Source organism: Moraxella nonliquefaciens (assembly GCF_001679005.1).
Classification (GTDB): Bacteria; Pseudomonadota; Gammaproteobacteria; order Pseudomonadales; family Moraxellaceae; genus Moraxella; species Moraxella nonliquefaciens.
This window is the reverse complement of the sequence record NZ_LXTW01000012.1, coordinates 70,210-96,189: the sequence shown is the minus strand read 5'-3', so window position 1 is coordinate 96,189 and position 25,980 is coordinate 70,210. Positions and strand designations below refer to the sequence as shown.

General features: G+C 42.6%; 21 protein-coding genes. 5 read left to right on the top strand and 16 right to left on the bottom strand.

The window, feature by feature from the left end:
- Positions 1–62 precede the first annotated feature (62 nt).
- Entirely contained in the window at positions 63–758 is a 696-nt protein-coding gene (locus A7456_RS04585) for a DUF3108 domain-containing protein (RefSeq protein WP_227713288.1), read from the bottom strand.
- Positions 759–1,087: 329 nt separating this feature from the next.
- Here A7456_RS04585 and A7456_RS04580 point away from each other — a divergent pair, with 329 nt between their 5' ends.
- Both A7456_RS04580 and groL read left to right on the top strand, forming a co-directional pair.
- Positions 1,088–1,372, top strand: a complete 285-nt coding sequence (locus A7456_RS04580) for a co-chaperone GroES (protein ID WP_066884478.1) — start codon at positions 1,088–1,090, stop codon at positions 1,370–1,372.
- Positions 1,373–1,432: 60 nt separating this feature from the next.
- Complete coding sequence (gene groL, locus A7456_RS04575) at positions 1,433–3,073, top strand: chaperonin GroEL (protein ID WP_066892861.1); 1,641 nt, start codon at positions 1,433–1,435, stop codon at positions 3,071–3,073.
- 384 nt (positions 3,074–3,457) lie between these two features.
- Here groL and A7456_RS04570 read toward each other — a convergent pair whose 3' ends face one another.
- From A7456_RS04570 to A7456_RS04545, 6 genes are all read right to left on the bottom strand, one after another.
- Complete coding sequence (locus A7456_RS04570) at positions 3,458–4,900, bottom strand: NAD(P)H-hydrate dehydratase (RefSeq protein WP_067008046.1); 1,443 nt, start codon at positions 4,898–4,900, stop codon at positions 3,458–3,460.
- An 8-nt stretch (positions 4,901–4,908) separates the two neighbouring features.
- Entirely contained in the window at positions 4,909–5,313 is a 405-nt protein-coding gene (locus tag A7456_RS04565; RefSeq protein WP_066884488.1) for a hypothetical protein, read from the bottom strand.
- Positions 5,313–5,588, bottom strand: coding sequence for an FAD assembly factor SdhE (locus tag A7456_RS04560; RefSeq protein ID WP_082995472.1), 276 nt, complete (start codon positions 5,586–5,588; stop codon positions 5,313–5,315). Before A7456_RS04560 ends, A7456_RS04565 begins: the two co-directional genes overlap by 1 nt.
- A gap of 333 nt (positions 5,589–5,921) precedes the next feature.
- Positions 5,922–6,434 carry a TPM domain-containing protein gene (locus A7456_RS04555; protein WP_066892857.1) on the bottom strand — a complete coding sequence of 171 codons (513 nt, stop codon included), beginning with the start codon at positions 6,432–6,434 and terminating at the stop codon, positions 5,922–5,924.
- A 22-nt stretch (positions 6,435–6,456) separates the two neighbouring features.
- Positions 6,457–7,542, bottom strand: coding sequence for a TPM domain-containing protein (locus A7456_RS04550; RefSeq protein WP_067008043.1), 1,086 nt, complete (start codon positions 7,540–7,542; stop codon positions 6,457–6,459).
- Between the two features lie 144 nt (positions 7,543–7,686).
- A complete protein-coding gene (locus A7456_RS04545) occupies positions 7,687–8,313 on the bottom strand; it encodes a LemA family protein (RefSeq protein WP_066884499.1) in 627 nt (208 codons plus the stop codon).
- 274 nt (positions 8,314–8,587) lie between these two features.
- Between A7456_RS04545 and A7456_RS04540 the strand changes: the two genes are divergently transcribed.
- Together A7456_RS04540 and truD are read left to right on the top strand one after the other, a co-directional pair.
- Positions 8,588–10,093 carry an alanine/glycine:cation symporter family protein gene (locus A7456_RS04540; protein ID WP_067008041.1) on the top strand — a complete coding sequence of 502 codons (1,506 nt, stop codon included), beginning with the start codon at positions 8,588–8,590 and terminating at the stop codon, positions 10,091–10,093.
- A gap of 226 nt (positions 10,094–10,319) precedes the next feature.
- On the top strand, positions 10,320–11,402 hold the full coding sequence (gene truD, locus A7456_RS04535) for a tRNA pseudouridine(13) synthase TruD (protein ID WP_067008038.1): 1,083 nt from the start codon (positions 10,320–10,322) through the stop codon (positions 11,400–11,402).
- On the opposite strand, the gene A7456_RS04530 is transcribed toward truD, so the two are convergent.
- From A7456_RS04530 to murG, 9 genes are all read right to left on the bottom strand, one after another.
- Complete coding sequence (locus tag A7456_RS04530; protein ID WP_067008035.1) at positions 11,399–12,292, bottom strand: PHP domain-containing protein; 894 nt, start codon at positions 12,290–12,292, stop codon at positions 11,399–11,401. The genes truD and A7456_RS04530 overlap by 4 nt on opposite strands.
- Positions 12,293–12,376: 84 nt before the next feature.
- The gene (ftsZ, locus tag A7456_RS04525; RefSeq protein ID WP_066884508.1) at positions 12,377–13,570 is read right to left on the bottom strand and encodes a cell division protein FtsZ; all 1,194 of its coding nucleotides are present in this window, start codon (positions 13,568–13,570) and stop codon (positions 12,377–12,379) included.
- Between the two features lie 133 nt (positions 13,571–13,703).
- Positions 13,704–15,029 carry a cell division protein FtsA gene (gene ftsA, locus A7456_RS04520; protein ID WP_066884510.1) on the bottom strand — a complete coding sequence of 442 codons (1,326 nt, stop codon included), beginning with the start codon at positions 15,027–15,029 and terminating at the stop codon, positions 13,704–13,706.
- A 135-nt stretch (positions 15,030–15,164) separates the two neighbouring features.
- On the bottom strand, positions 15,165–15,920 hold the full coding sequence (locus A7456_RS04515; RefSeq protein ID WP_227713302.1) for a cell division protein FtsQ/DivIB: 756 nt from the start codon (positions 15,918–15,920) through the stop codon (positions 15,165–15,167).
- A 226-nt stretch (positions 15,921–16,146) separates the two neighbouring features.
- A complete protein-coding gene (locus A7456_RS04510) occupies positions 16,147–17,073 on the bottom strand; it encodes a D-alanine--D-alanine ligase (RefSeq protein WP_067008032.1) in 927 nt (308 codons plus the stop codon).
- A gap of 29 nt (positions 17,074–17,102) precedes the next feature.
- The gene (locus A7456_RS11375; RefSeq protein ID WP_158512479.1) at positions 17,103–19,028 is read right to left on the bottom strand and encodes an HpaII family restriction endonuclease; all 1,926 of its coding nucleotides are present in this window, start codon (positions 19,026–19,028) and stop codon (positions 17,103–17,105) included.
- Between the two features lies 1 nt (position 19,029).
- Entirely contained in the window at positions 19,030–20,490 is a 1,461-nt protein-coding gene (gene murC, locus A7456_RS04500; protein ID WP_067008021.1) for a UDP-N-acetylmuramate--L-alanine ligase, read from the bottom strand.
- A gap of 178 nt (positions 20,491–20,668) precedes the next feature.
- Positions 20,669–21,193, bottom strand: a complete 525-nt coding sequence (locus tag A7456_RS04495) for a GNAT family N-acetyltransferase (RefSeq protein ID WP_067008018.1) — start codon at positions 21,191–21,193, stop codon at positions 20,669–20,671.
- Between the two features lie 300 nt (positions 21,194–21,493).
- A complete protein-coding gene (murG, locus tag A7456_RS04490; protein WP_067008015.1) occupies positions 21,494–22,594 on the bottom strand; it encodes an undecaprenyldiphospho-muramoylpentapeptide beta-N-acetylglucosaminyltransferase in 1,101 nt (366 codons plus the stop codon).
- A gap of 351 nt (positions 22,595–22,945) precedes the next feature.
- Between murG and A7456_RS04485 the strand changes: the two genes are divergently transcribed.
- On the top strand, positions 22,946–25,924 hold the full coding sequence (locus A7456_RS04485) for a DNA translocase FtsK (protein WP_197940299.1): 2,979 nt from the start codon (positions 22,946–22,948) through the stop codon (positions 25,922–25,924).
- Positions 25,925–25,980 lie beyond the last annotated feature (56 nt).

The following is a 25,980-nucleotide window of genomic DNA, read 5'->3' as shown; positions in this document are numbered from 1 at the left end:
TTATTGTTTACAATCCCAACTGCTTTGCCTGTAAGTCATCTTTGGGTCATTCTGAATTCACCTTAATTCACCTTTATCAGCTCCATGCTGATGACTCTGCCATCATTGATTTGGCTGACTTTGATGGGCAAATAATTTAGGCTTGGGGCAAGCCAAAAACTTGTGGCACGCCCTTTGTCATCATGAATGCGGTCAATGCGAATGGCATCATAAGTACCAGCAGGAACAGTAATTTTACTGCTACTTGAACGCCTAAATTTAGTGGCTTCTATCTCATTTTTCTTAACCAAATGATAATTACCGCTAAACTGTCCATGAATGAGCTCTTGACGAATTTGAGCTTCTAGGCTCAAATCATCATAGGCTTGACCATTCATCCTTAGCGTGGTGGATTTACCACGGTAAGTGCTGACCACTGATTTGGCAGGATTATCAAACTTGATATGATGGGTGCGTCCGACGCCAAGCACCTGTACCGACATGCGAGAATCAGATGGCACGATACGACCATTTAACAGGCTAAAACTTGCTGACTGGTTCATGCTTGCCACGCCTACGGCACTGGCTTTTACATGATAGTGGTAATCATCTCCATTTTTAATTAAGGTGCGTGTTGCTGTGCCCTTTTTGCCATCTGCGTTTAGTACATAAGTGGCAGAAAATCCTGATAAATCAGACGCATTTGCAGATAACGTTGCCCCTGCCACCACGGCGGTTGTCATGGTGGTAGAAGTTAAAAAGCGTTTAAAGATGGTCATGGTCATTACTCATTCATGTAAATTAATATAAAATATGGACTTATTATTGACATTTTTTGTTACCAATTCAAGGGCAATGACGTGGCGATTTGTAGCATTTTGTGAGAGCAATCTCAAACCAAATGCCTCTTGCCATTTTTGCCATTAATGGTTACCATGTTTTTGGTCATCCAAATTTGACTTAAACATATTTTATTTTAAGTTTTACATAAAAATCAATGACTTATATTAAATTTATCACATTTTATCTTGAAAAATTTGCCCCCTAACACCATTTTTACAAACAATCTGGCTTGACCAGTACCCCTAAAACTTAATGGAGAAATTCTATGTCAATCCGTCCTTTACATGACCGCATTGTCGTTCGTCGTACCGAAGAAGAGCAAAAAACCGCAGGTGGCATCTTGCTTCCTGGCTCTGCCCAAGAAAAACCCCAGCAAGGTGAGATCATCGCTGTGGGTAATGGTCAGCTTAGCGATAATGGCGTACGTCCCCTAGATGTCAAAGTGGGCGATAAGGTTTTATTTGGTCAATATGCAGGTCAAACCGTCAAAGTGGACGGCGAAGAGTTGCTTATCATGAAAGAGTCTGATGTTTTGGGTGTGCTTGAATAATTCAAATCAACCCAAAACCCTAACATAAATTATCAACCGTTGAATAAAGAGAGTATAAACATGGCAAAAGATGTAAAATTTGGCGTATCTGCCCGTGAAAAAATGATTGATGGCGTTAATACCTTGGCAGATGCCGTTAAAGTCACCCTAGGTCCAAAAGGTCGTAATGTGGTCATAGATAAGTCTTTTGGAGCACCTACCATCACCAAAGATGGCGTAAGCGTTGCCAAAGAGATTGAACTTGAAGACAAATTTGAAAACATGGGTGCCCAACTAGTCCGTGAGGTCGCCTCAAAAACCAATGACGTGGCAGGAGATGGCACTACCACCGCTACTGTACTTGCCCAATCTATTTTGGTAGAGGGCATGAAAACTGTCGCCGCTGGCATGAATCCCATGGATTTAAAACGTGGTATTGACAAAGCAACCCGTGTTGCCGTTGAACAAATCCACGCCCTATCTACCCCAGCTGATGACTTTAAGGCCATCGCTCAGGTCGGCTCAATTTCTGCCAACTCTGACAGCAAAATTGGCGAGCTTATCTCAGAGGCGATGAAAACCGTCGGTAAGCAAGGCGTGATTACCGTAGAAGAGGGTTCAGGCTTTGAAGATACCCTAGAAGTGGTTGAGGGCATGCAGTTTGACCGTGGTTATATCAGCCCCTATTTTGCCAATAAGCAAGAGAGCCTAACCGCTGAATTTGACAACCCACACATCCTACTTGTGGATAAAAAGATTGCCAATATCCGTGAGATTGTGCCACTACTAGAACAAGTCATGCAGACCAGCCGTCCCCTGCTCATCATCGCAGAAGACGTTGAAAATGAAGCATTGGCAACTTTGGTAGTAAACAACTTGCGTGGCGGTCTAAAAACATGTGCCGTCAAAGCCCCCGGATTTGGTGACAGACGCAAAGCCATGCTACAAGACATCGCCATCTTGACAGGCGGTACTGTCATCTCAGAAGAGGTAGGTTTGAGTTTAGAAACCGCTACTCTTGAACACTTAGGCAGTGCCAAAAAAATCACCGTTGGCAAAGAAAACACCGTGATTGTGGATGGGGCAGGTGATAAGGCTCAAATTGATAGCCGTGTTGAATCCATTCGCCGTCAAGTTGAAGAATCCACCTCTGATTATGACAAAGAAAAACTACAAGAGCGTGTTGCCAAACTCTCTGGTGGTGTGGCGGTCATTAAAGTTGGTGCTGCTACCGAAACTGAAATGAAAGAGAAAAAAGACCGTGTGGACGATGCCTTACACGCTACTCGTGCGGCAGTAGAAGAGGGTATTGTACCTGGCGGTGGTGTTGCCTTGGTGCGTGCGTTGTCAGCTCTTAGTGATTTAAAAGGTGATAATGACGACCAAAATGCAGGCATTAACATTCTAAGACGTGCCATGGAAGCCCCACTTCGCCAAATCGTAACCAACGCAGGCGACGAAGCTTCTGTGATTGTCAATGAAGTCAAAAACGGACAAGGCAACTACGGTTACAACGCTGCCACAGGTGAATACGGTGACATGTTAGAAATGGGCATTCTTGACCCTGCCAAAGTAACCCGCTCTGCCCTAGAACACGCTGCCAGCGTGGCAGGGCTTATGCTGACCACTGAGGTGATGATTACTGACAAACCTGCCCCAGAAGCACCTGCGATGGGTGCAGCTGGCATGGGTGGTATGGGCGGTATGGGTGGTATGATGTGATTGCCCAGCCTTGACATTTAGCAAAAATCCTGTCATTTGGCAGGATTTTTTGTTGGTAAATCTTTAACAAAGACCAGCATCCACACTTATTCTCAGGGCAGTTTATGCTTCATCATTTAGATAAATTTATCATTATAAGTTATTGATTTTAAATCAATTTATTTTTTATAAAATAATGTATGAACCCCAAGCAATCAATCACCATCGCCCATCATTACAGTGTTTTTGCATAAAATCATAAAGTTATTCACAAGGTTATCACAGTTTTTAGGGACAGCTGTTTGGCAAATTCTAACCATAAAAAAATGACAAGTGAAAACAATCACTTGCCAATTTTTTGATGATGATTTGATTCATCCCATCTGTGAAAGTTTGACTTTTTACCTACATCATCCCTGCCACATCCGCCATGTCATACGCATGTATGCCAAACATTGCCCCATCAGCAAGCCTATCACCCATGATGCCATGCCATGCTACCACATCATGCACGTTCATCTGCGTCCCAATAAGCATGCCTGCCAAAACATCTCCCATGCCTGCACTTGCCATAAAGGCATTACCAAATGGGCAAATTTGCACCCTTTTACCATCAAAACTTAGCGTGTTTGCCCCTTTAATGACCCATTGACCGCCATAACGTTCATATAAGCGATACAAGGCATCAAGTTTGTCGTTTTTTACATCTGCCACACGCACACCAAGCAGTCGTGCCGCCTCTGCCAAATGTGGCGTACAGATGACATAATTGGGCAATTTGCATGGATTTTTTGCCAAAAAATACAACGCATCAGCATCTAGCACCACTTTATCAAAAGCATGATGAATCACCTTGTCCATAACTTTATCAAAAATCATCTTTGCCCATGTATCACGCCCAAGACCCATGCCAAATGCTACACGTTCAAATTCTGACAAGTCATTTGCACTTATTTTATCAATGTCTGCTACCATGACATTGGGCGAACGTGTCAGCATGGCACCGTGGTGCATAGCGTGGCAAACCGCCGTTACTCTTCCTGCACCCATACTCATCGCCATTTGGCTTGCCATGATGACCGCCCCACCCATACACTGATGACCACCCACAATCGCCACCGTACCAAAATCGCCTTTATGGGCAGTGTTTTGACGGATGGGTATTGTGGGTTTGTCTGACAAATACGCCACCGCCAACAGCTCATCATCAGGCGGTATTAGGGGCAGATTGATGACTTTTCCGACAAAATCCTTTGCCACCCCGACAAACAGCCCCATTTTTAATCCCATGACACACAAAGTGATGTCCACCTTTGTGCATATAGGCATGGGCATGCCTCTGTTGGGGTGTAGACCACTTGGTATGTCAAGGGCGATTTTGGTGCCTGCCTGAGCATTAAAAGTGTGGATGGTGTTTTGGTGTGATTTGTCAAGTTCTCTGTCTAACCCATGACCAAATAACGCATCCAGATGTATCACTTTTTCAAATGCACGAGTGATATTGCCCACATTATCACATATGTGCATATTCGTACACAGCGATTTGGCATGGATGGCATTTATACTTTTGGGCGGATTTGGGGCGATGATTTGTACCTTAAAATGCTTATCATCTAGCCTATTTGTCAAATATTTTGCCGTCAGATAACCATCCCCACCATTGTTACCCACGCCACACCATACGATGATGTCAGTTTGGGTAATATCATTTTTATTTATAAAATCAATGATTTGCAAACACAATCTAAGACTTGCCTGCTTCATAAGACCAAATGAGCTGTTACCATCTGCAAACCAGCGACTCTCCCAGTCTTGGATGGCGTTAGTGGTATAAATGGGTGTATTCATCATCCCTCCTACATTTGTAGCGATGCTAATTGGCGAAAATCCTGCTCTGATACCATGCTATGATGAATGGTTATTTGGTGCGTCATCTCATATGGCACGATAACACCAAAAGTCATCACCACGCTTTGCCCCATGAGTGTTACATCCGACAAATATGCCTGCCATATCTGTCTGTTCGCCTTATCATACATGCCCAGATACCACACATCATCAGGGTCATGAGTAGACAATTCATGTATGGCAATGGCACGCACTTTATCCATCCACAGGCACAATGTCCACACCAAAGTGACAACCACATACTGCCACCACAAAACATCCATCATCACCATCAGTAACAGCGTAATAACAAGCACACCGATTTTGATGGGTAGGTTGTAAGCGGTCTCTTTGATAGAAATATCAACAAACATCAAAGCGGCTCAGTGTGTCTGAGTGCTTTTATCTTGGTGATAAGCATGTTTATCTGAATGTCATCAGAACTTGCCTGCCCCAAAAAAAACAACAACAAATCAGGGTCCTCATATGCCAACAATCGTTCAAAGGCAAGCTGTTCTTGTTCATTGGCGGTAGGGTAATGGTTTTTGACATAGGGGTCAAGATAAAAATCAAGCTCCTTTAAGCCACGGCGAGCTTGGTAGATGATACGGCGTTGGTATAAGGTTGGTTCTAGGTCAGACATGGTCATGGGTTGCCTTTTGATATATTTACAAAGGATAAAGCCAAACAGAACAAGATTTGCAAAATATGATTTTAAGATAAAGAAAAAGGTCAGCAATTTATTGATATCTACTGCCAACCTTTTTAAGTGATTATAAAGTACAAACAAATCTAAATCAATATGCTCTATCAAAAATCACGCAAAAATTAGAAATATGCCCAAATGTCTGATAACCATCATTTGAGAATTAAAATATTGGCAGGTTTTTTAAGCAGGTATTAATAAGAGCGGTTGATAAGAGCGATGACTAATAAACCCACAAGCTATATTGCATTCACATTCTAGCTTTTAGATTTTATATTATTTTAAATACACAACAGCATCAGGCAACTCATTGCCACTAACATCATCACAGGGAAAATACTGGTTGAGCAGCCGCCCAATCTCCCCAATCAGCCATTCTAAGCCATCTGCCATCTCACCTTTTTTAAAGTAGATGAGTGTATTTTGACAAAGACTTTGCCAGTTGTCGCATGCATGGGCATCAATACCACGGTCGGCGATGATTTGTAAATCATGCTCACACAAATTGACGTAGATGAGTACACCTGTATTATGAGCGGTATCCCATACGCCATATTCACCAAAAAGCTGCAAGGCACGTCCATGACAGTCTTTATCATAGGCGATACCAATTGGCAAATGATTTTCAATGATAAGGCGTATCTCACCACGATGACCTCTCTCAGCTTGGGCAATGCGTTTGGATAGAGTCATTTTAAGTTCGCCGCTTAGCCAACGATTGTGTAGATATGGCACAAAAATGAGTTGACGAAACAGACGTGACAGGCTTTTTTGGGGAATGTGTCTCATAATTTTATCCTTTTTTAATCAGTTACCAAGAACCACCTGCACCACCGCCGCCAAAACTACCACCGCCACCGCCAAATCCGCCAGAACCAAAACCACCGCCGCCTCCGCCAAAACCACCTCCGCCAAATCCGCCACCGCCATAAGTACTACCACGGCGAGAGCCATTTGAAAACACACCAAGTATGAGCAATACCCAAAGCAAAATACCTGCCCCAATGGCGGTAAGTAGCCCCACACCCAATAAGGTTGTTAATAGGACAAATCCCCCTGTGGAGACACTTGCTCCCAAAAACCGCCCCAAAACCCCACTAAGCACCGTACCAAAAAATATGGCAAAAATAAAAAATGGTACCACACTAATGTCTTCATCAGTATTTATCTGCTGTGCGTCCGCTCGGGCGAGCGTTTGGGGGTCAGCACGAAGCCTTTCATCAATTTTTGCAATGCCTGCCGACAGACCTTGTGCGTATTCGCCCGTCTTAAAAGCTGGGGTAATCTGCTCACGGATAATACGATTTAAAATCGCATCAGGCAACACCCCTTCTACGCCATAGCCTGTCACGATACGTAATTTGCGGTCGTTAATCGCCACCACCATCAAAATGCCCTCATCGGTGTCTTTTTGCCCAAGTTGCCAGCGGTTAGCCACATTAATGGCATAATCAAAGATGTCCATGCCGTCTGTGGTTGGCACAATGACCACCGCCATCTGAGCCAGCCCATCATCGTAGATTCGCCTAAGCTGTGTTTGCAAATGAGCCTTTTGACTGGCAGTCAAAACATGGGCTTCATCAATAACAGAATCATCCAAAATCAGCTTATCATGACCAATGGCGGTAGCATTAGATTGATGTGGTGCGGATTGATTGACTGTTTGGGCTAAATTTTTCTGACTTTTGGTTTCGGGTTCATGTTGATTTTGGGCTTTATGCAATTCATTTAAGACAATTAAATTCTCTATCGCTTGTTCTTCGTGTTGGAGATTTTGCGTTGCTATGGCGGTGTTTTTGGGGGTAGCATTGGCGATGGCAGGTGTGCCCACCCCAAGCAACACACTCATGCCAAGCAGAACAAATAACGAACGATGATGGGCTGTGATTGGGGTCATAAATTGCCTTTTTTGTTATTACACATTTGACATGTTAAAAATAATACAGGGTGCCATTTGCACCATTGTGGATAAATGGGCAACATGATACATGACATGTTTGCATTTTATTCAAACATTTTATTTAAATCATGTTTATCCAAATCACGGTGTTGTGGCACTTTTTGAACCTGTATTGGCATGACTGCCAAAATTGACCGTTGGAGCGGTGCTGATGGCTCGTTCATTTTCTACGCTAAAATTGGCTTTGGTCTGCATGCCAAATACTTTTGCTGTCAGATTCGTTGGGAATTTGCGAACTGTGGTGTTATAGCCTTGCACACTTTGGATGTAGTTATTGCGAGCGACTGTAATGCGGTTCTCGGTACCCTCTAACTGAGCCTGCAAATCTTGAAACATGCCGTCCGCTTTAAGCTGTGGGTAATTTTCAGTTACCATCATCAATCTTGATAAGGCAGATGTCATGCCCGCTTGGGCGTCGGTATATGCTTTCATGGCGTTAGGGTCATTTAAGGTCTCAGGGGTGAGCTGAATACTGCCGACACGAGAGCGAGCTTGTGCCACTTCGGTCAAAACCTCTTTTTCATGTTCAGCATACCGCTCAACGACTGCCACAAGGTTTGGCACAAGGTCAGCACGGCGTTGGTACTGGTTTACCACTTCCGACCATTTGGCACTGGTGTCTTCATCTAAGGCTTGCAAGTTGTTATAACCACAGCCTGACAAAGTCAAGGTGCTGGCAAGTAGGGCTGATGTGATGAGTTTTTTCATAAATTGCCTTTTGAAAATCAAACAAAGTCATACTTATAATAAAGGCTTGTCCATCAAATGCAAGTAAAAAAATGTAGGGCATGCTAAAACGGTTAAAATTTGCAAAATCTTTGTTAAAAATTTTGATGCAAATTCAACAAAACCAAAAAATATAAAAAACTTTAAAAAATTGTAGATTTTTTTATAAAAATATGGCAAATTGTGAACGCTTAAATTTTTATTAAATTTTACTTTTTAATTTGTCATAATTGCAAGTGCATAGGGAGCGATGACTATGAATGACGTTGTAGATTGGTTAAATGGGATTATTTGGAGTCCTGCCTTGATTTATCTGTGTCTTGGTGCAGGGCTTTTTTATTCCATCATGACCCGTTTTGTACAGTTGCGTCTGTTTGGTGAGATGGTACGTCTTGTATTTAACAAAACCAAAAGCGATGATGGGATTTCTTCTTTTCAAGCATTTGTGGTGGCACTTGCCAACCGTGTCGGTGTAGGTAACATTGCAGGGGTGGCAGCTGCCATTGGATTTGGTGGGCCTTCGGCGGTATTTTGGATGTGGGTGGTGGCGTTTTTGGGTGCATCTACCGCTTATGCTGAGAGCACATTATCACAAATCTACAAAGAGCGAGACCCCATCACAGGTCAATACCGTGGTGGCCCTGCTTATTATTTTGAAAAAGGACTTGGGCAAAAATGGTATGCCATCCTCTTTGCTGTGGCGATGATCATCTCATGTGGCGTATTTTTGCCAGGGGTGCAAGCCAATGGCGTTGCCAGTGCGGTAACTCGCATCACAGGCGAGGGTCATTTGGTCAATTTCTTAGGATTGGAAGTTGGCACGTTACGCATCGCTGTCATGGCGGTTGTGGTTGTTGCGGTGGGTGTGATTATCCTAGGTGGCATCAAGCGTATTGCAAGTTTTGCTGAGATTGTCGTGCCATTTATGGCGGTCGGCTATATCGCACTTGCTCTACTTATTATGTTTATGAATCTTGACAAAATCCCTGCGGTCTTTGGACTTATCATGGGCGATATATTCAACCCAATGGCAGGCTTTGGGGCAGCGATTGGTTGGGGTGTTAAGCGTGGGGTGTATTCAAACGAAGCAGGTCAAGGTACAGGCCCCCATCATTCAGGGGCTGCCGAAGTTGATCACCCTTCCCAACAAGGATTGGTACAGGCATTCTCTGTTTATGTGGACACGCTCATTGTGTGTACGGCCACCGCCTTTATGATTTTGACCATGGGTAGCTACAACGTCCAAGGCACACTTGAATCAGGGCAATTCATCGTCCAAAATATTGATTCTGCCGTTGAGATTGGCACGCCTGCCTTTACACAGATGGCATTGGAGACGACTTTTGGGTCATTTGGTAATTACTTCATTGCTGTTGCCATTTTCTTTTTTGCCTTTACCACGATTTTGGCGTATTATCACATCGCTGAGATTAATGTGGTATATCTGTCAAGATTTTTGGGCAGACGCTCCCAAAAAACAGGGCTCACCATTGCCAAAATCATCATTCTTATCATGGTAGGTTATGGTGCACTAAACAATGCTGGGGCTATCTGGGCATGGGGCGATGTGGGTGTGGGCATGACCGCATGGCTAAACATCATCGGTATTTTAATCATGTTTTTTATGAGTTCTCGGATTACCATGCGTATGCTTGCTGACTATGAAGCTCAGCGTAAATCAGGTCAGCGTATCACCTTTGACCCTGCCAAATTTGGCATAAAAAATGCCACGTTTTGGGAGGAGCGACTAAAAAATAAATAACCATAGATAAAGCCGCTTAACTAAACGCACCCCAAAAGTCAGATGCTCAACTTTTGGGGTGCTTTTATGGCATTTTCACTGATTATGAATGGCACATGTCCAAAAAATGGCAGAATCATTGGCAAGGATTGGCAAGCATGCTACAATACAAGCACTTAATTTGCTTGGCGTATTTATTACGCATCTTTAAACATTCCAACAAAAACATTCTAACCAGACTGCCATCATGACGTATCCTGCCCCACACCGCCCTTTTGCTCCTGCCATCATCTCGGCAGATTTTAAGACTTATCCTGCTGATTTTATCGTCAAAGAGCTGATGGATGTTGATTTTAGTGGTCAAGGCGAACATTTGTGGGTGCATGTCTGTAAAGTCGGCATGAATACCGCTTTTGTCGCCAAACTGCTAGCAAACTGGGCAAATATTTGCATACGTGATGTTGGCTACTCTGGATTAAAAGACCGTCATGCCCAAACGTACCAATGGTTTAGCCTAAGACTGCCTAAGCGTGGTCTGCCCACAACAGCTTTTGATGAATTCATCAAGGAGTATCTAAAAGAGGGTGAATGTCTGACACTCATTGCCCATCATTGGCATGACAAAAAACTACACCGTGGCACGCACAAGGCAAATGCCTTTACCATCACGCTAAGGCAAGTAACAGGCGAGGTCTCTGCCATCAATGCACAGCTTGCTCATGTTGGGCAGATGGGTGTACCAAATTATGTTGGCAAACAACGCTTTGGACATGATGGTGATAATATCCATCAAGCCAAAGTCTTTTTTGAAAAAATATGTTCATCTGGCAAACCTTATAAACCCTTCAAAAAAGACACAGACAAGCACAGTCTGTACGTGTCATCTGCCAGAAGCATGATATTTAATGCCTTAGTGAGCAAGCGAGTGCAACTTGGGTGTTGGGACAAGGCGATATCAGGCGATGTGTTCAATTTGGACGGTACGGGTTCTATTTTTTGTGCAGATATTGATGATGAAATAATTAGGCGAGTGGCAGAACAAGACATTCATCCCACCGCACCACTATTTGGGGTAGGAGAGCTAAAAAACAGTGATGAGAGTCTACGGATTTATCAGTCAGTATTGGCACAAGATGAGTTTGAACTTTTTAAAAATGGACTGTTAAAAGTTGGGGTTAAACTTACTCAACGCCCCTTACGCCTAAGGATTTATCACCTTGATTGGCAATGGTCTGACAACAATCTAACGCTACATTTTGAGTTACCCACGGGCAGTTTTGCCACCAGTGTTCTGTTTGCTGTGTGTGAGCACTTGATACAAAACCGCTAAAATTGCTCCCATACTCCCACCTGTCCTGCCTTGGGTGTGGCAACTCTTCCAAGTTTTCGCCATGGCATGTTTTGACCATGAAAATCCGACCCCACAGACACCATCAGTCCATACTCTGACACGCACCTGTCTATCATCGCTTGGGTGGCTATCGGCTCACTGGGAATGGGCAGTTCAATCGCCTGACCTCCCAGCATGGCAAAATCAGCGATGAGCTTACGCACACGTGTGGCGGATAAGTGATAACGAGTGGGGTGAGCCAATACCGAGATGCCACCACACTCATGAATGAGTGCAATCGTCTGTGCCATGCTTAGGCTATCAATGGCAACATAGGCAGGCTTATTGTCCGCCAGATATTTATCAAAAGCCTCCTGAACCGTCTTTACCACACCCATCTCAAAGAGTACGCAAGCAATATGAGCCCGCCCCACAGCTTTGGCATTACCTTGTGCTTTGGTCAGCACCGCCTGCCATAATACTTGCTCATTGATATGAACAAAGTCTGCCATGTCTGCCAATATTTTTGCCATTTTTATTACAATGGCATGCCCACGAGTGGCACGAGAGTTTTGCAGATGGTTGAGTTTTTGATTTAGGCGTTCTTTGTTGGTAAAGTTAAGAGCAAGTATATGAATGGTTTTGGTTGTTGTTTGATTTTTACCATAACCACCACTTATCTGATGATGACAACTAATCTCTACCCCATTAATCAAACGCATGCCGAGCTCATCTGCCATTTGCCTAGCCTCATCAATACCAGAGATGGTGTCATGGTCGGTTAGAGCAAAAATATCAATACCCGCATCATGAGCCAATCTGACCGTATGGGCAGGGCAAAATGTACCATCAGAGCAGGTACTGTGACTGTGTAAATCCACTCTTATCATATATTATCCATCTCATGCTGCCGTTTATTCTTGTCATCACATAAAATAAAACCCCACCAATGGCAGGGTTTATCAAAGTATTTACTACTTATTGTTGTGCTGTTGCGATTTTAGATAACTGTTCACATCAATGCGTGTTTTGATTTGGGGGGCACTCTGTGGCTGAGCTTGTGCTTGTATTGACTGGGGGGCACTCTGTGGCTCGGTCTGCTGTGCTTGTTGTCGACTCTCCAAAGCACTGACATGACCTACTGGGGCAGTTTGTAGGTTTTTAATCGGTGCTTGTTGTATGGTAACTTTTGGACGGTCATCCAAAGTCAAACCTGTGGCAATCACAGTAACATGAATTTCATCACCCATGTTCTCATCTTGGACATAGCCATAGAAAATATTACCCTCTTCTAAGTCAGCAATGGATGATAATGCTTCGGCAATCTCCTCAGGCTCACTCATCATAAGTTCAGCTGCGGTAATGTTTACCAACAGACCTTTGGCATTTTCAAGACGAATATCATCAAGCAGTGGCGAACGAATGGCTTTTTCGGCTGCCTGTCTGGCACGATCATCACCACTGGCACGACCAATGCCCATCATCGCATAACCTTTGGCAGTCATGGCGGTACGCACATCTCTAAAATCGGTGTTAATCACCACGTTATCCGCTGTATCCACAATTTGCACCAAACCACTCACCGCATGCAATAGCACATCATCGGCTTTTTTGAGTCCGTCTATAAAAGAGATTTGCTTATAAATCTTTAACAGCTTTTCGTTGGGAATGGTAATGATGGCATCAACAAGCTCCGCCAGTTGGCTAACACCATCTTTGGCAGACTTCATGCGTTTTTTGCCTTCAAAGTTAAACGGTGTGGTTACCACAGCCACAGTCAAAATGCCCATCTCCTTGGCAATACGTGCCACCACAGGGGCAGCTCCTGTACCCGTACCACCGCCCATGCCTGCGGTGATAAACACCATATTATAACCATCTAACATTGAACGGATTTCATCTTCGTCTTCTTCGGCGTAACGACGACCCTCCTCGGGATTGCCACCTGCACCCAAACCCTCTGAGCCAAGCTGAATCTTATGTGGTACGGTCAGATTATCAAGTGCAGTGCGATCTGTATTGGCAGCAACAAAGGTTACGCCATTAATGCCCTCTTGCACCATGTATTCTACGGCATTACCACCGCCGCCACCCACACCAAACACGATAAAGCGAGCTTTACCGTGATTTACTTGACCGTCATCTGTGTCAAGACCATATTTAGACATGTGTTTCTCCGAATTCTTTTATCATAGCGACATAGAAAATATTTTGACATTATAGCACTAATTCACCCCATATTAAATAGTAGGGTGAATGATTGGATTGAAATAAGCCATCAATGGATGGCAAGCAGGAGTGTTATAATAATTGTCTTAACTTATCAAGCCATGATTGACAACTTTTCCTAATATGCCCAAACAGCCCAGACCCATCTATTTCACCGAACTGTCCACGTTCATCACGAGCATATTGCTCACTTTGATAATACATCAGCGCCCCTAAAATGCTGTGTAATTTAGGGTCAAACAAATGTGTTTTTAATAAACCAATATTTTCATCACTCATCATCTGTGTGTATACCGCCACTTTGGTATTAATGCTCATTTGACGCACGCTCACGCCAAACTGTCTTTCTATCAATCCAGCCAAATCTGTCATGTCTGCTCCACCACCAGCCAATACCACCCCCATGTCCATGAATTGGTTCAGCCCTTTATCGGTCAGCTCATCAAAAATCTCATTTAATAATGCCAAATAGCGTGCTTCAATAACACTGGCAAGTTTATACAAATGTACGGTCAGTTCACTGTCATGGTGGCGTTTTTTCAAGGTGATAAAATCGCTTTTACTTTGTTTGGCGGTGTTGGCTGAACCGTGATGTTTTTTTAAGGACTCCGCTTCAAGCAAAGTCAGTCCAAATGTACTGGCAATGTCCGTATCCACCAGTTGTCCACCCACAGGCAAACAGCGACTATACAGCAACACGCCCTCTTGGTATAAACACACCTTAGTAAGTGCCGCACCGATGTCAATAAAGCACACGCCACGCTGTTTTTCATCAGCACTTAACGCATACTCACTACTGGCTATCCCATCAAAGAACATGGGATGAACTTCTAGGTTGTTAGATGTCAGCAAATCCTTGATTTGGGCGTAGAACATGCTAGGAATGCTAATAAGATGATAGCTTGCTGTTAATTTGCTGGCAAGCATGCCCACCACTTCTTTGGCATCTTGATCATCATCAAGCCAAAAACGCTGTTGGCAAAGCTGAACCTCTTTACGCTCTTGTTGCCCAAGTTTTGATTTAGCCTCATTTAGAACATCTCTGATATCATCATGCGTTATCTTACGCCCAAGTTTACCCCCACCTATGGGCTGTTGCCCTGCGATGATTTTATCATGAATGCCATTTTCACCTTTCATGGCAGGACTGGCAAAAGACAGTCCCACATAAGAAACTTGTACGCCTGCCATATCAATGGCCTCACGCACAGACTTGTAAATGGCACTTAGCAGATGTTCACGGTTGATGATTTGACCACCAAAGAACGCATCTGTTTTGGCAATACCCAAGCCCATTACCTGAGTTTTTTTGTGATGCACGTCAAAATAGCCCACAATGGTATACACCGCCGTGGAACTAAGATGAATCACCGCATGAATGTCAGAATTGGGTATCATATTAAATCAAATTAAGAAGACTTTGCGTCCTAAAAATAAAAATAAAAATAAAATGGTCAAAATACTTGTTAAAAATCCATCAAAAATAAATCAATGTTAAAAACATAAAGTCAAAACATTGCCCTAGGTTAGTCTTTATCTTTTATCTTGCCATGCGATAGAAAACCCATTTTTATAACGCAAGTCCACCGACTGCATTTCATGAATGCGGTTGGCAAATCGCTCTTTTAACACCACCGCCAAATGATACAGTTTTTGCTCGGTATTTTCATCATCCACAACCACCCGAAGACCGTTATGAAAACGAATAATCCAAGTGTTACGAGATGTCAAAATCAAATCATTAACTGTCAGACCAAGGGGAGCAAAACGCTCATTGACATAACGCATTTTGTGCATGATGGCATTTACATGAGCGACCGACCCATGCACAGTCACCAAATCTTCATTCATGAGCTCGCTTGTATTGGCGGGCTTGAAAACCACACCATTAGCATCTAATAAATCCTGACTGCCAAAATTAGCAATGGGCTTACGTGGCACAACTTCCACGACGATACCACGGTGCCAATCTCGCTTGACTTTGGCATACTCCACCCATGACAGCTTCATCAATTCATCATGAATCTGATGTAAATTGCCCCCAAAAAAAGGAAAATCACCCAAAGGTAAAACCACACCTGTCAGCGACTGACGCTCAAAGGCGTTTAGATTTGATGACATGATATAAATGGGCTTAGCAGGGCTTTTGCCGATGGTCTGCATGGTAAAAAAACCGATGATAAATAACAAAACAAGCGTCACCAAAGCAGATTGCCATGATTTTGACAAGTACTTATCATCATGTTCTGCACGCTTATCATCAATACGATTAATACGGTTTGATGCCATCTCTGTCACGGTTCTGCCCACCAAAAAACCCATCCACACTAAAACCTAACCCATTATGTTCATCATATGCACATTTGACAGATTTTAATCAAGCAAGGCTAAATCATGTATTTTACCTTATTTTGGCGTTCTTTAAAAGTAAAATTCATCACTAAGTGGCTGTTTTTACATGAAATCGCCATTTATTTTACAGTTGGTGTGGCATGATAAGGTTGCTGTTGTGGTTTTATTGCAAAGTCTGTGCCAAAATTTTCACACACAACTCATCAAACCCAATCCCTGCTTCTTTGGCAGCCATCGGCACAAGGCTGTGGTCGGTCATGCCAGGGACGGTGTTAATCTCTAACACACACAGCTTGCCATCATGCCCCTTTAAAAAATCCACACGAGACCAACCACGCCCCCCAATCGCACGAAACGCTTTTAATGCCAATTCACCCATTTGCCTCTCTTGCTCTGGCGTCAAATCAGATGGGCATTGATAAATGGTGTCATCACGCAAATATTTGGCTTCATAATCATAAAATTTGCCCTTAGGGATGATACGGATACTGGGCAGAATATGTTCACCAAGCAGTGATATGGCATATTCTCCGCCCATCATCGCTTTTTCTGCCAAAATCTCGCCATGATATTGCTTTAATTTGGGATAAATTTTTGCCAAATCACCTGCTTGCTCAACCATAAACACACCCACGCTAGACCCTTCGGCAGCAGGTTTGACAAATAGCGGTAAACCAAATTCACGCTCTACGGCAGCAAAATCGCTGTCATCATGCAAAACCACATAAGGCACATTTGGTAGCCCGAGCGACTGCCACAGCAAACGACAGCGAAATTTGTCCATGGCAATGGCAGATGCCAAGACACCACAGCCTGTATAAGGCAGATTAAAGCCATCAAGCACCCCTTGTAAGCTGCCATCTTCGCCAAAAGTGCCATGCAACACATTAAACACACGGTCATAGGCACGCAAATGAGATATGTCAGTATCGGCAGGGTCAAAATGATGGGCATCCACCCCTTTTGATAATAAGGCATTTAGCACTGCCATGCCACTATTTAGCGACACTTCACGCTCTGCACTTGTTCCACCACAAACAACCGCCACTTTGCCAAAGTTTTGGTCATCTTTTGTATTAAGTTTGCTCATGTTTTTCCCAAAATTGATGATAATACATATTACTTTTTCAACCTTAATTGTAAGTTTAATTTAAAATAAAACTGGTTGTTTTCTTGGTAGACCAAACCAAAACGGTGTCTTGATGATGATGGCGTGTCAAAAATTGTATTTTTATAGAAAAAATCTTTTAAAACAGCATCTTTGTTGGTATGGTAAAAAACCAACTCTCCAGTCTCATTTATCAATAAAATAGCATTTGCGGTCAAATGACCGTTCCATTCATATGTTGGAAAAATACCCAAAATACTGGCTTTAACAAAATCTTTTAGCCGACAGTGGATTTGTTCTTTTTCTTCCAAATCCACAATTTTTTCATTAGGATAACTGATGAGATGATGATTAATTTGTTTTTTAAAAAAAGCCAACAATGCGTCTGCCAATATTTCTGGCATACGACTATCTACCTTTCTTAAAGTGGATTCATATACTGGATTTTCACACCGTTCAAATATCAAAACTCCTCCTAAATCTGTTATTTTTTGTAGGCGGTCTTTGATTTTGGCACGAGTATCAACTGCATTGATTTTTGTCATATCATCAGCTTTGATGTTTTGAATTTTATATATAAAGTTTGTGGCTTGAGACGCATTGACCAGCGTTGGTGAATGACCTAAAAACGATTTAATACTGGTATTTTGTTGACTAAAAATTTGTCCTTTTTCGTCAAATGATAAGACAATATCACCTTTTTGTAATGATGTGCCTTTGGTTTTTTGCAGTCCCAGTAACGCCACTTTATCATTTAAGGTTTTGATTGAAAAAGTACTTTTGCCATTTTTAATCTCACCTAAAATATGATTAAGTTCATTTTGAGTAATAAAATCAGAGAGCATATAAGCATGTTGCATACCATTTTTACCATAAATAATCATATGACTTTTTTTCAAATCAATATGTGAGTGCTTTGTATGAATTTTTAGAACACGAATATAATCATCAGTCAATTTAGCATTTAAATCACCATAATGAATGTCTTGTTCAAAAATAACTTTACATAAAGCATAAATTTCACTAAGTTCACCTTTGTTGCGTTTCACTACTATCTCACTTGACTCATTAAAAAAATCTTGATGATTATTTAGATAATCAATCACTGTTTTAGCAACTTGTCTGACAACTTCCACACAAACGCTGTTGCCCAGTTGTTTCATGGCTTGAGTTTTTGAAACAGGAAAATGATAGTTTTCAGGAAATGCCATCATTTTCTTACCTTCATCAATGCTAATTCGTTTTACCTCGCCATCAACACGATAAAATTCCCAGTTTCTCCTATCATTGATATTTGACCCTTTACCACCCACTCGCAATGTAAATCCAATTTTCTTTTCACAATGACCCTGCCAAATATCACTCATTGTATAAGTAAGTGGTATTTTTGGTGGAAATTGAAAGGGTGGTAACTTATCAGCATTTCTAAATCCAACAATAAATACCCTAGGACGATGTTGTGGGATATTATAATCTGACGCTTTTAAAACTTGGTGATAAACCGTATAGCCAGCATTTTTTAATAAGTTCTCAATAACAGCAAAAGTTTTTCCGTTATCGTGAGCGATTAAATGGCGAACATTTTCTAAGATAAATGCTTTGGGTCTTTTTGCTTCGATAATATCCAAAATACAATAAAATAAATTACCACGCTCAGAATCTTCTCCATCATCAAATCCTTTTTTTAGACCTGCTTGAGAAAAAGGCTGGCAAGGAAATCCTGCACATAAAATGTCATGTCTGGGGATTTGGTCTGGGCTAATTTTGCGAATATCATCGTTAAATTCAAAATATTGCGTATCAAAATTATGTGAATATGTTTTACGAGCGTGTGCATCTTTTTCTGATGCAAAGACACATCTTGCTCCAAACGAGTTGAGTGCTAAATGAAACCCACCAATGCCTGCAAATAAATCAATAAATTGTAAGTCTTTCATATTATTCCAAAAACAACCCATTTTTGACCAATTCTTGACACAGTTGTCCCACATTGCCCGCCCCTTGGGTCATCAGCAAATCATTGGCGTTTAGGGTGATTTTAAGCACTTGGGTAATTTGTTCTTTGTCATTGACATTTAGCACAATCGGTTCAACCTGCCCACGCTCACGCAATGAACGCGCCAAATCATTGCTTGTTGCCCCCTTAATCAGCTCTTCGCCAGCACTGTATACATCAAGCAAAATCAGCTTATCCACCTGCGACAACACATTGACAAACTCACTAAAACAATCCCTTGTGCGACTGTAACGGTGTGGCTGAAACATCATCACCAAACGGCGGTCAGGATAGCTTTGGCGGGCAGCTTTGATGGTCATGGCGATTTCGGTGGGGTGATGCCCATAATCATCAATCAATACCACATCACCGCTGCCATCTGTTAGGGGGTAGCTGCCATTATTTTCAAAGCGTCTGCCCACGCCTGCAAATTTTTCTACCGCTTGGCAAATGGCTTTATCGCTCACGCCTTCATCGGTCGCCATGGTAATTGCCCCAAGGGCATTATAGATATTGTGAATGCCGGGGATATTTAAGGTGATGGGTAAGGGTTTTTTGTCTTTTCTTAGTACGGTGAAATGGGTTTTTGTGCCGTCTGCAATCACATCTACCGCCTGCACATCGTTGTGTTTTTCAAGACCATATGTGATGACAGGTCTTGCAATGTCATCAATCATGGCATACAGCTCTTTGTCATCGCCACACAACACCGCCAGCCCATAAAAAGGCATGTTGTGCAAAAACTGCACATAGGCTTGTTTTAGTTTATCAAAGCTGCCTTCATAGGTCTCCATGTGGTCTTCATCAATGTTGGTAACAACACACGCCATGGGTCGCAAAGATAAAAAAGACGCATCAGACTCATCGGCTTCTGCCACCAAATAACGGCTAGCACCCAAGGCGGCATTTTTGCCCGAGGCGTTTAATTTACCGCCAATCACATAAGTTGGGTCAAGCCCCGCTTCGGTGAGCATCATGGTTAATAAGCTTGTGGTTGTGGTCTTGCCATGAGCCCCTGCCACCGCAATGCCATGACGGTATCGCATGAGTTCGCCCAACATGTCGGCACGGCGCACCACAGGAATGTGTGCTTTTAAGGCGGCTTGAATCTCAGGGTTTTGTCGGTCAATGGCAGATGACACCACCACCACATCGGCCATTTTGATGTTGCTGGCATCATGACCGACATATACCGTTACATCTAAGTTTTCTAAACGCTCGGTCATCGCATTTGCCTTAATGTCTGAGCCAGTAACCACATAGCCTTGATTGGCAAGCACTTCGGCAATGCCACACATGCCAGCCCCACCAATACCAACAAAATGAATGTTTTGAATGCGTCGCATCTCTGGAATTTCTATTAGGCGTTTTGGGAGCGTTTTGACTTTGGTTGAATTTGGCATGACTGTTTCTCTGTTTGGGTGTTATATTTTAAGTATTAAATATTGAATATTAAATGTTGGATATTAAACTGGTTTGGTGGATAAATATGCCATGATATTTTTTAAACAATGACAATCACATCAATCAATGTTAATTTGACAAATCAAGGCAAAGAATTTACCCCATTAATTATTTAAATTAAAACCGATACATATAAACCACATGATTAATAATTTCACCATTGATGTTTTCATGATTGGCGATAATCCCACAAAATTCAAATCCCAATCGCTTAGCAACTTGTTGGCTTGGGGTATTATGCTCACCCGCCTTAATCTCCACCACATTCATGCCATAGATGTTTTTGGCAATGTCCATGATTGCACGCACCGCACAGGTCATGACACCACGCCCCCGATGGTCTTGGTGTAACCAGTAGCCAATTTCTGCCTTTTTAAGATGATGATAAATGTTATTTAGACTCACCGCTCCGATAATTTTATCATCATAAATAATATGAGTATGAATGGCTTTGTCATCGGCATATTGATGCAGGGCAAATTTGACAAATTCATGATAGCTATTTTCGCTAAAATCATTTACCCACGGCAACCATTTACCCAAATAGTCTTTTTGGGCATTAACAATATCATTCATTTGACTGGCAAATGATGAATGTACTAAGGTTAGGCTTAATGCGTCATTGATTTTATATTGAAACATTTTAAAGACCCAAATTTTAAAATCCAATTAGCCAAATTACACGCTTTTATGGCTGGCAAGCACTTAGGCAAAGGCAGTGGCAATCAAATCATTTGAATTTACCATATTATTTTATCTACCCAATGTGGTATGATTTTTTAACTACCTAAAAAATATCATTTAATATACTCTATACCACCACCATTTCAAGAAATATTTCAATGTTTATGGTTTTACATATGATTAACTGGGTCAATTTTTTAATTCACTCATTTTCATCAATCTGTGATAATAATATATTTTAACTTTATTAATATCATCTTACTGACTGCCTTTGTCATCGCCACACGCCAAAACCAGCTCTGCCACTGTCTTTGCGACATGATGTTTGGCACTCTCTTGTGCTTTTTTTGCCATATCTAAGCATTTTTGGCGGTCAAGACCAGTTAAAATCTGTGCCAATGTTTCACCCGACAGCTCATGTTGTGGCAACAAAATCCCTGCCCCTTTGTCAGTTAAGCTCTTGGCATTGGCGGTTTGATGGTCGTCCACAGCGTGTGGTAGCGGCACAAAAATCGCTGCAACGCCCACGCTGGCTATCTCGGTTACTGTCAATGCCCCAGCACGGCAAATAACCACATCTGCCCAACTGTATGCCTGTGCCATGTCATCAATAAATGGCATAACCTCAAAGACATGACGGCTTGTGTCAATCTGTGCTTGTGAATAGGCGACCAACATGGTGTTGTGGTTGTCTTTACCGCATTGATGTCGCACGGTTAGGGGCTTATCCGACAGCTTTAACAGTTCAACCACCGCTTCATTGATGGCTTTTGCCCCAAGCGAACCACCCACCACCAGCACCTTTAAAGGCGATGTGTCCGCCACATCATAACGCTCGCTTGGTGGTTTGACATTCATAATCTCATGACGCACAGGGTTACCCACCGTGATGGGTTCATCGCCCATGCCACTAAACGCCCCATCAAAGGCTTGTAGGACTTTTGCTGAATGGGGAGCTAGGGTCTTGTTACTCATGCCAGCGATGGCATTTTGTTCATGAATGATGAGCGGTTTGCCCGATAATTTAGCAGCCAATCCCCCAGGGACGGTAACATAACCGCCAAAGCCGATAACCACATCTATGTTATTGTTTTTGATGATATTTTTACTTGCCATGACCGCTTTGAACAGCATAAAAGGCAACTTAATGGCACGCACCAGCCCCTTACCACGAAGCCCTTGCATGTCAATGTGGTGCATGGTATGACCGTGTTTGGCAACAAGCTCATTTTCCATGCCCTTTGGCGTGCCAAGCCAATGAATGACAGCCCCACGAGCCACCATTTCATCTGCCACCGCCAAGGCAGGAAACACGTGCCCCCCTGTTCCTGCTGCCATCATGAGTACATTCATCATCATTCTCTGATTTTAAATTGAACCCCCTATTTTGTAATAAAATGGGGAAAATTACAAGAGAAAAATGCGTAAATGGCTATTTATATTAGAGCATACCCATTTCGTATCATACAATTTACATTTTAGATGGATTATGGAAATAAAATGATTGTCTAACCACATTAAATAGGCACAATTTATTGCAAATACCAACATCAAGCACATCCTGCACTTCATATTTTTCATCATCACCAATTGCCATAAAAAATTTTGATAAATCTTGCCATTATCCGATATAATAGATGCTTTGAAATTTAGGCCATCCATTTCATCCACCCCAAATCCCAGCACTAAAACCTACCCAAAAACCCAATCATGAACAAAATCCTACAAAATCAAAAAATAGCCGAGTTTATCAGCCAAATGCCCATCATCAAACGCCTATTTTTTAGCGTGTTTGGCACAGTGGTGCTTGGGTTTTTGTTTTTGTCTTTATTATCATACAATACCCTAGACCCAGCATGGTCTCATGTGGGTACAGAAGAGCAAATCACCAATATCGGTGGTCGTTTGGGAGCATGGGTCTCCGATATTTTGCATGTATTTTTTGGTTATGGTGCATGGTGGCTTGTGCCGATTATGGTTTACGAATTGGCACTTTTATGGTGGCGACAGTCTCAGGTTATATGGCAACTTCGGGTACTTGCTTATCTTTTTTTGCTTGTTTGCATCAGTGGGCTTTTGTCAGGTTATGAAATGGCAAGTGAACATGGCATCGGACTGACAACAGGAGGTGTGGTTGGTTTTGAGTTATATCAAGGCTTAACATTGCAATTTGGCAACTTAATGAGTGTATTATTCTTGCTTGCCATTACTGTCATTGTGATGATATTGGTCTTTGAGGTGTATTCTGCATTACTGTTTGGTCATTTTATGAACTGGCTAGACAGTAACAAGACCCCAACTCACACCAAGCCTACTAAATCATCTAAGAATAATGATACACTCTTTGATGTTATAGAAAATGACACGCCTGCACCCATACCCACACATGCACCTAATGAAAATTTGTCAGAGTTTTTACAAACATCAGGACTGCGTGATGAAATATTAGCAAATACCCAGCAACATACACAAGATGACGAACCACAAGCGGATCATATAAAGATACATGCCAATGAGGTGATACTAAAAGCAGACCGTCTTACACCAGATATCAATCAATCAAGCCAGTCAAGCGGTCAGTCATCAGATAGCATTCACCACAAACAACAAGTAAACTCGTCAAAACCCACAAATGATGATGAATTTGACAGCAATATCAGCAATCTGCCCAAAAGCAACCTTAGTGTCATTAGCAGTGATACAGCTCCATCACAACCGCAATCAGCCGAAGCAGTCAAAAATGATGACACCGACAAGACCCATCATGGTGATGCGACAGATTTTGATGTGACGCTTGATGATGAAGATGAGATTAATTTTATTTATCAAAATAGCCAAACCAACCAAACCAGACATATCAGTTATGATAATATGTTCACCCAAAGTTGGACAGATTTGTCCGATGACCTGCTAAATTTGGGGAATACAGCTGATGAATTGTCTGACAATAACAAAAACAACAAAGATGGCAAAGACGACACAACAGATGCCAAAAATAAAGACGGCTTGGATAATAAGACAGTGCATGTAACATCAGAGCATACAACAGACAACACAAATCCCCCGCCGCACTCTGATGATTTTGCCCCCAAAAAACCTTTGTCTGTGGTACAGACCCCAAAACAGGCACATTTTAAAGACGATACAGATACAGACACGGACACACCATCTGCTCTACGCTCACATGCGATGGACACACTCACTCATCGCATGAGTCTATCACCCACTCCCGAACTATCCATCTTAGATGAGCCTGACACCAATAAACAACCAATCTACACCGACCGAGAACTAGAAAAGCTATCTGAACTGTTGGAGATTAAGTTAAGGGAATTTAACATCAAAGCGACCGTGGTCAGTGCCATGGTTGGGCCTGTGGTTACTCGTTTTGAAGTGGAACTGGCAGCGGGGATTAAGGCAAGCCGAGTAACAGGGGCAGCACAAGATTTGGCACGCTCGCTTTCTATGGCAAGTTTGCGTGTGGTTGAGGTCATCCCAGGCAAGCCTTATATTGGCATTGAGATTCCAAATAAAAAGCGAGAAATGGTCAGACTCATTGAATTGCTTGACACACCTGACTACAAAAACCCTGATAAACAAATCGGTGTCGCCATCGGTAAAGACATCGGTGGCAAGGTGGTCATCGCCGACCTTGCCAAAGCACCGCACATGTTGGTGGCAGGCACAACAGGTTCAGGTAAATCAGTTTTTGTCAATTCCATCCTGCTCTCCATGCTTTTTAAATATACCCCCGATGAGCTAAAATTGGTCATGATTGACCCCAAACAGCTAGAACTTGCCAATTATGGTGACATTCCACATCTGCTTACGCCTGTGATTACAGACATGACCGAAGCGACCGCTGCACTGACATGGTGCGTTAATGAAATGGAGCGACGTTATCAGCTCATGAGTTTGTTGCGTGTGCGTAAAATATCAGAATTTAACAAAAAAGTAGTGCAAGCTCAAACATCAGGCGAACCGATTCTTGACCCCTTATGGCGTGCTGATGAGAATGTCAGCATTCAAACTCCCCCCAAGCTCAAAACCCTACCGCTTATCGTTATTGTGGCGGATGAATTTGCTGACATGATCATGCAATTGGGCAAAACCGCCGAAGAGCCGATTGTCCGACTTGCCCAAAAAGCTCGTGCCGCTGGTATTCATCTGGTTCTTGCCACTCAGCGTCCGACGGTAAATGTTGTTACAGGTCTGATTAAAGCAAATATTCCATCTCGTGTTGCTCTGCGAGTAAATTCCAAAGTTGACAGCCGCACCATCATCGAAGAAGGCGGTGCAGAAAACATGTTAGGCAATGGCGACATGATGTTCATCGGACCCGGTGAGAATACGCCACGTCGTGTGCATGGTGCTTATGTTGATGATGATGAGGTCAACCGTGTGTGCGATGCGTGGCGTGAACGTGGCAGTCCTGACTATATTGATTTGTCAAACAGCTATACCTTTGAGGGTGAAGGGTCTGGCGATGGAGTAAGCAAGGGCGGTGATGATGAATATTATCATCAGGCAGTCACCTTTGTTATGGAAAGTCGCAAAGTATCCATATCCAGCATTCAGCGTAAACTGGGCATTGGCTATAACCGCGCTGCTCGCATCGTGGATATGATGGAAGAGGCAGGATTGGTCAGTCCCATGGATAATAGTGGCAGACGTCAGATTTTGATGTGATGTTAAGGTTGCTTTATTAAAAAGGGCATGAAAAGCACGCCCTTATCAATTAACCG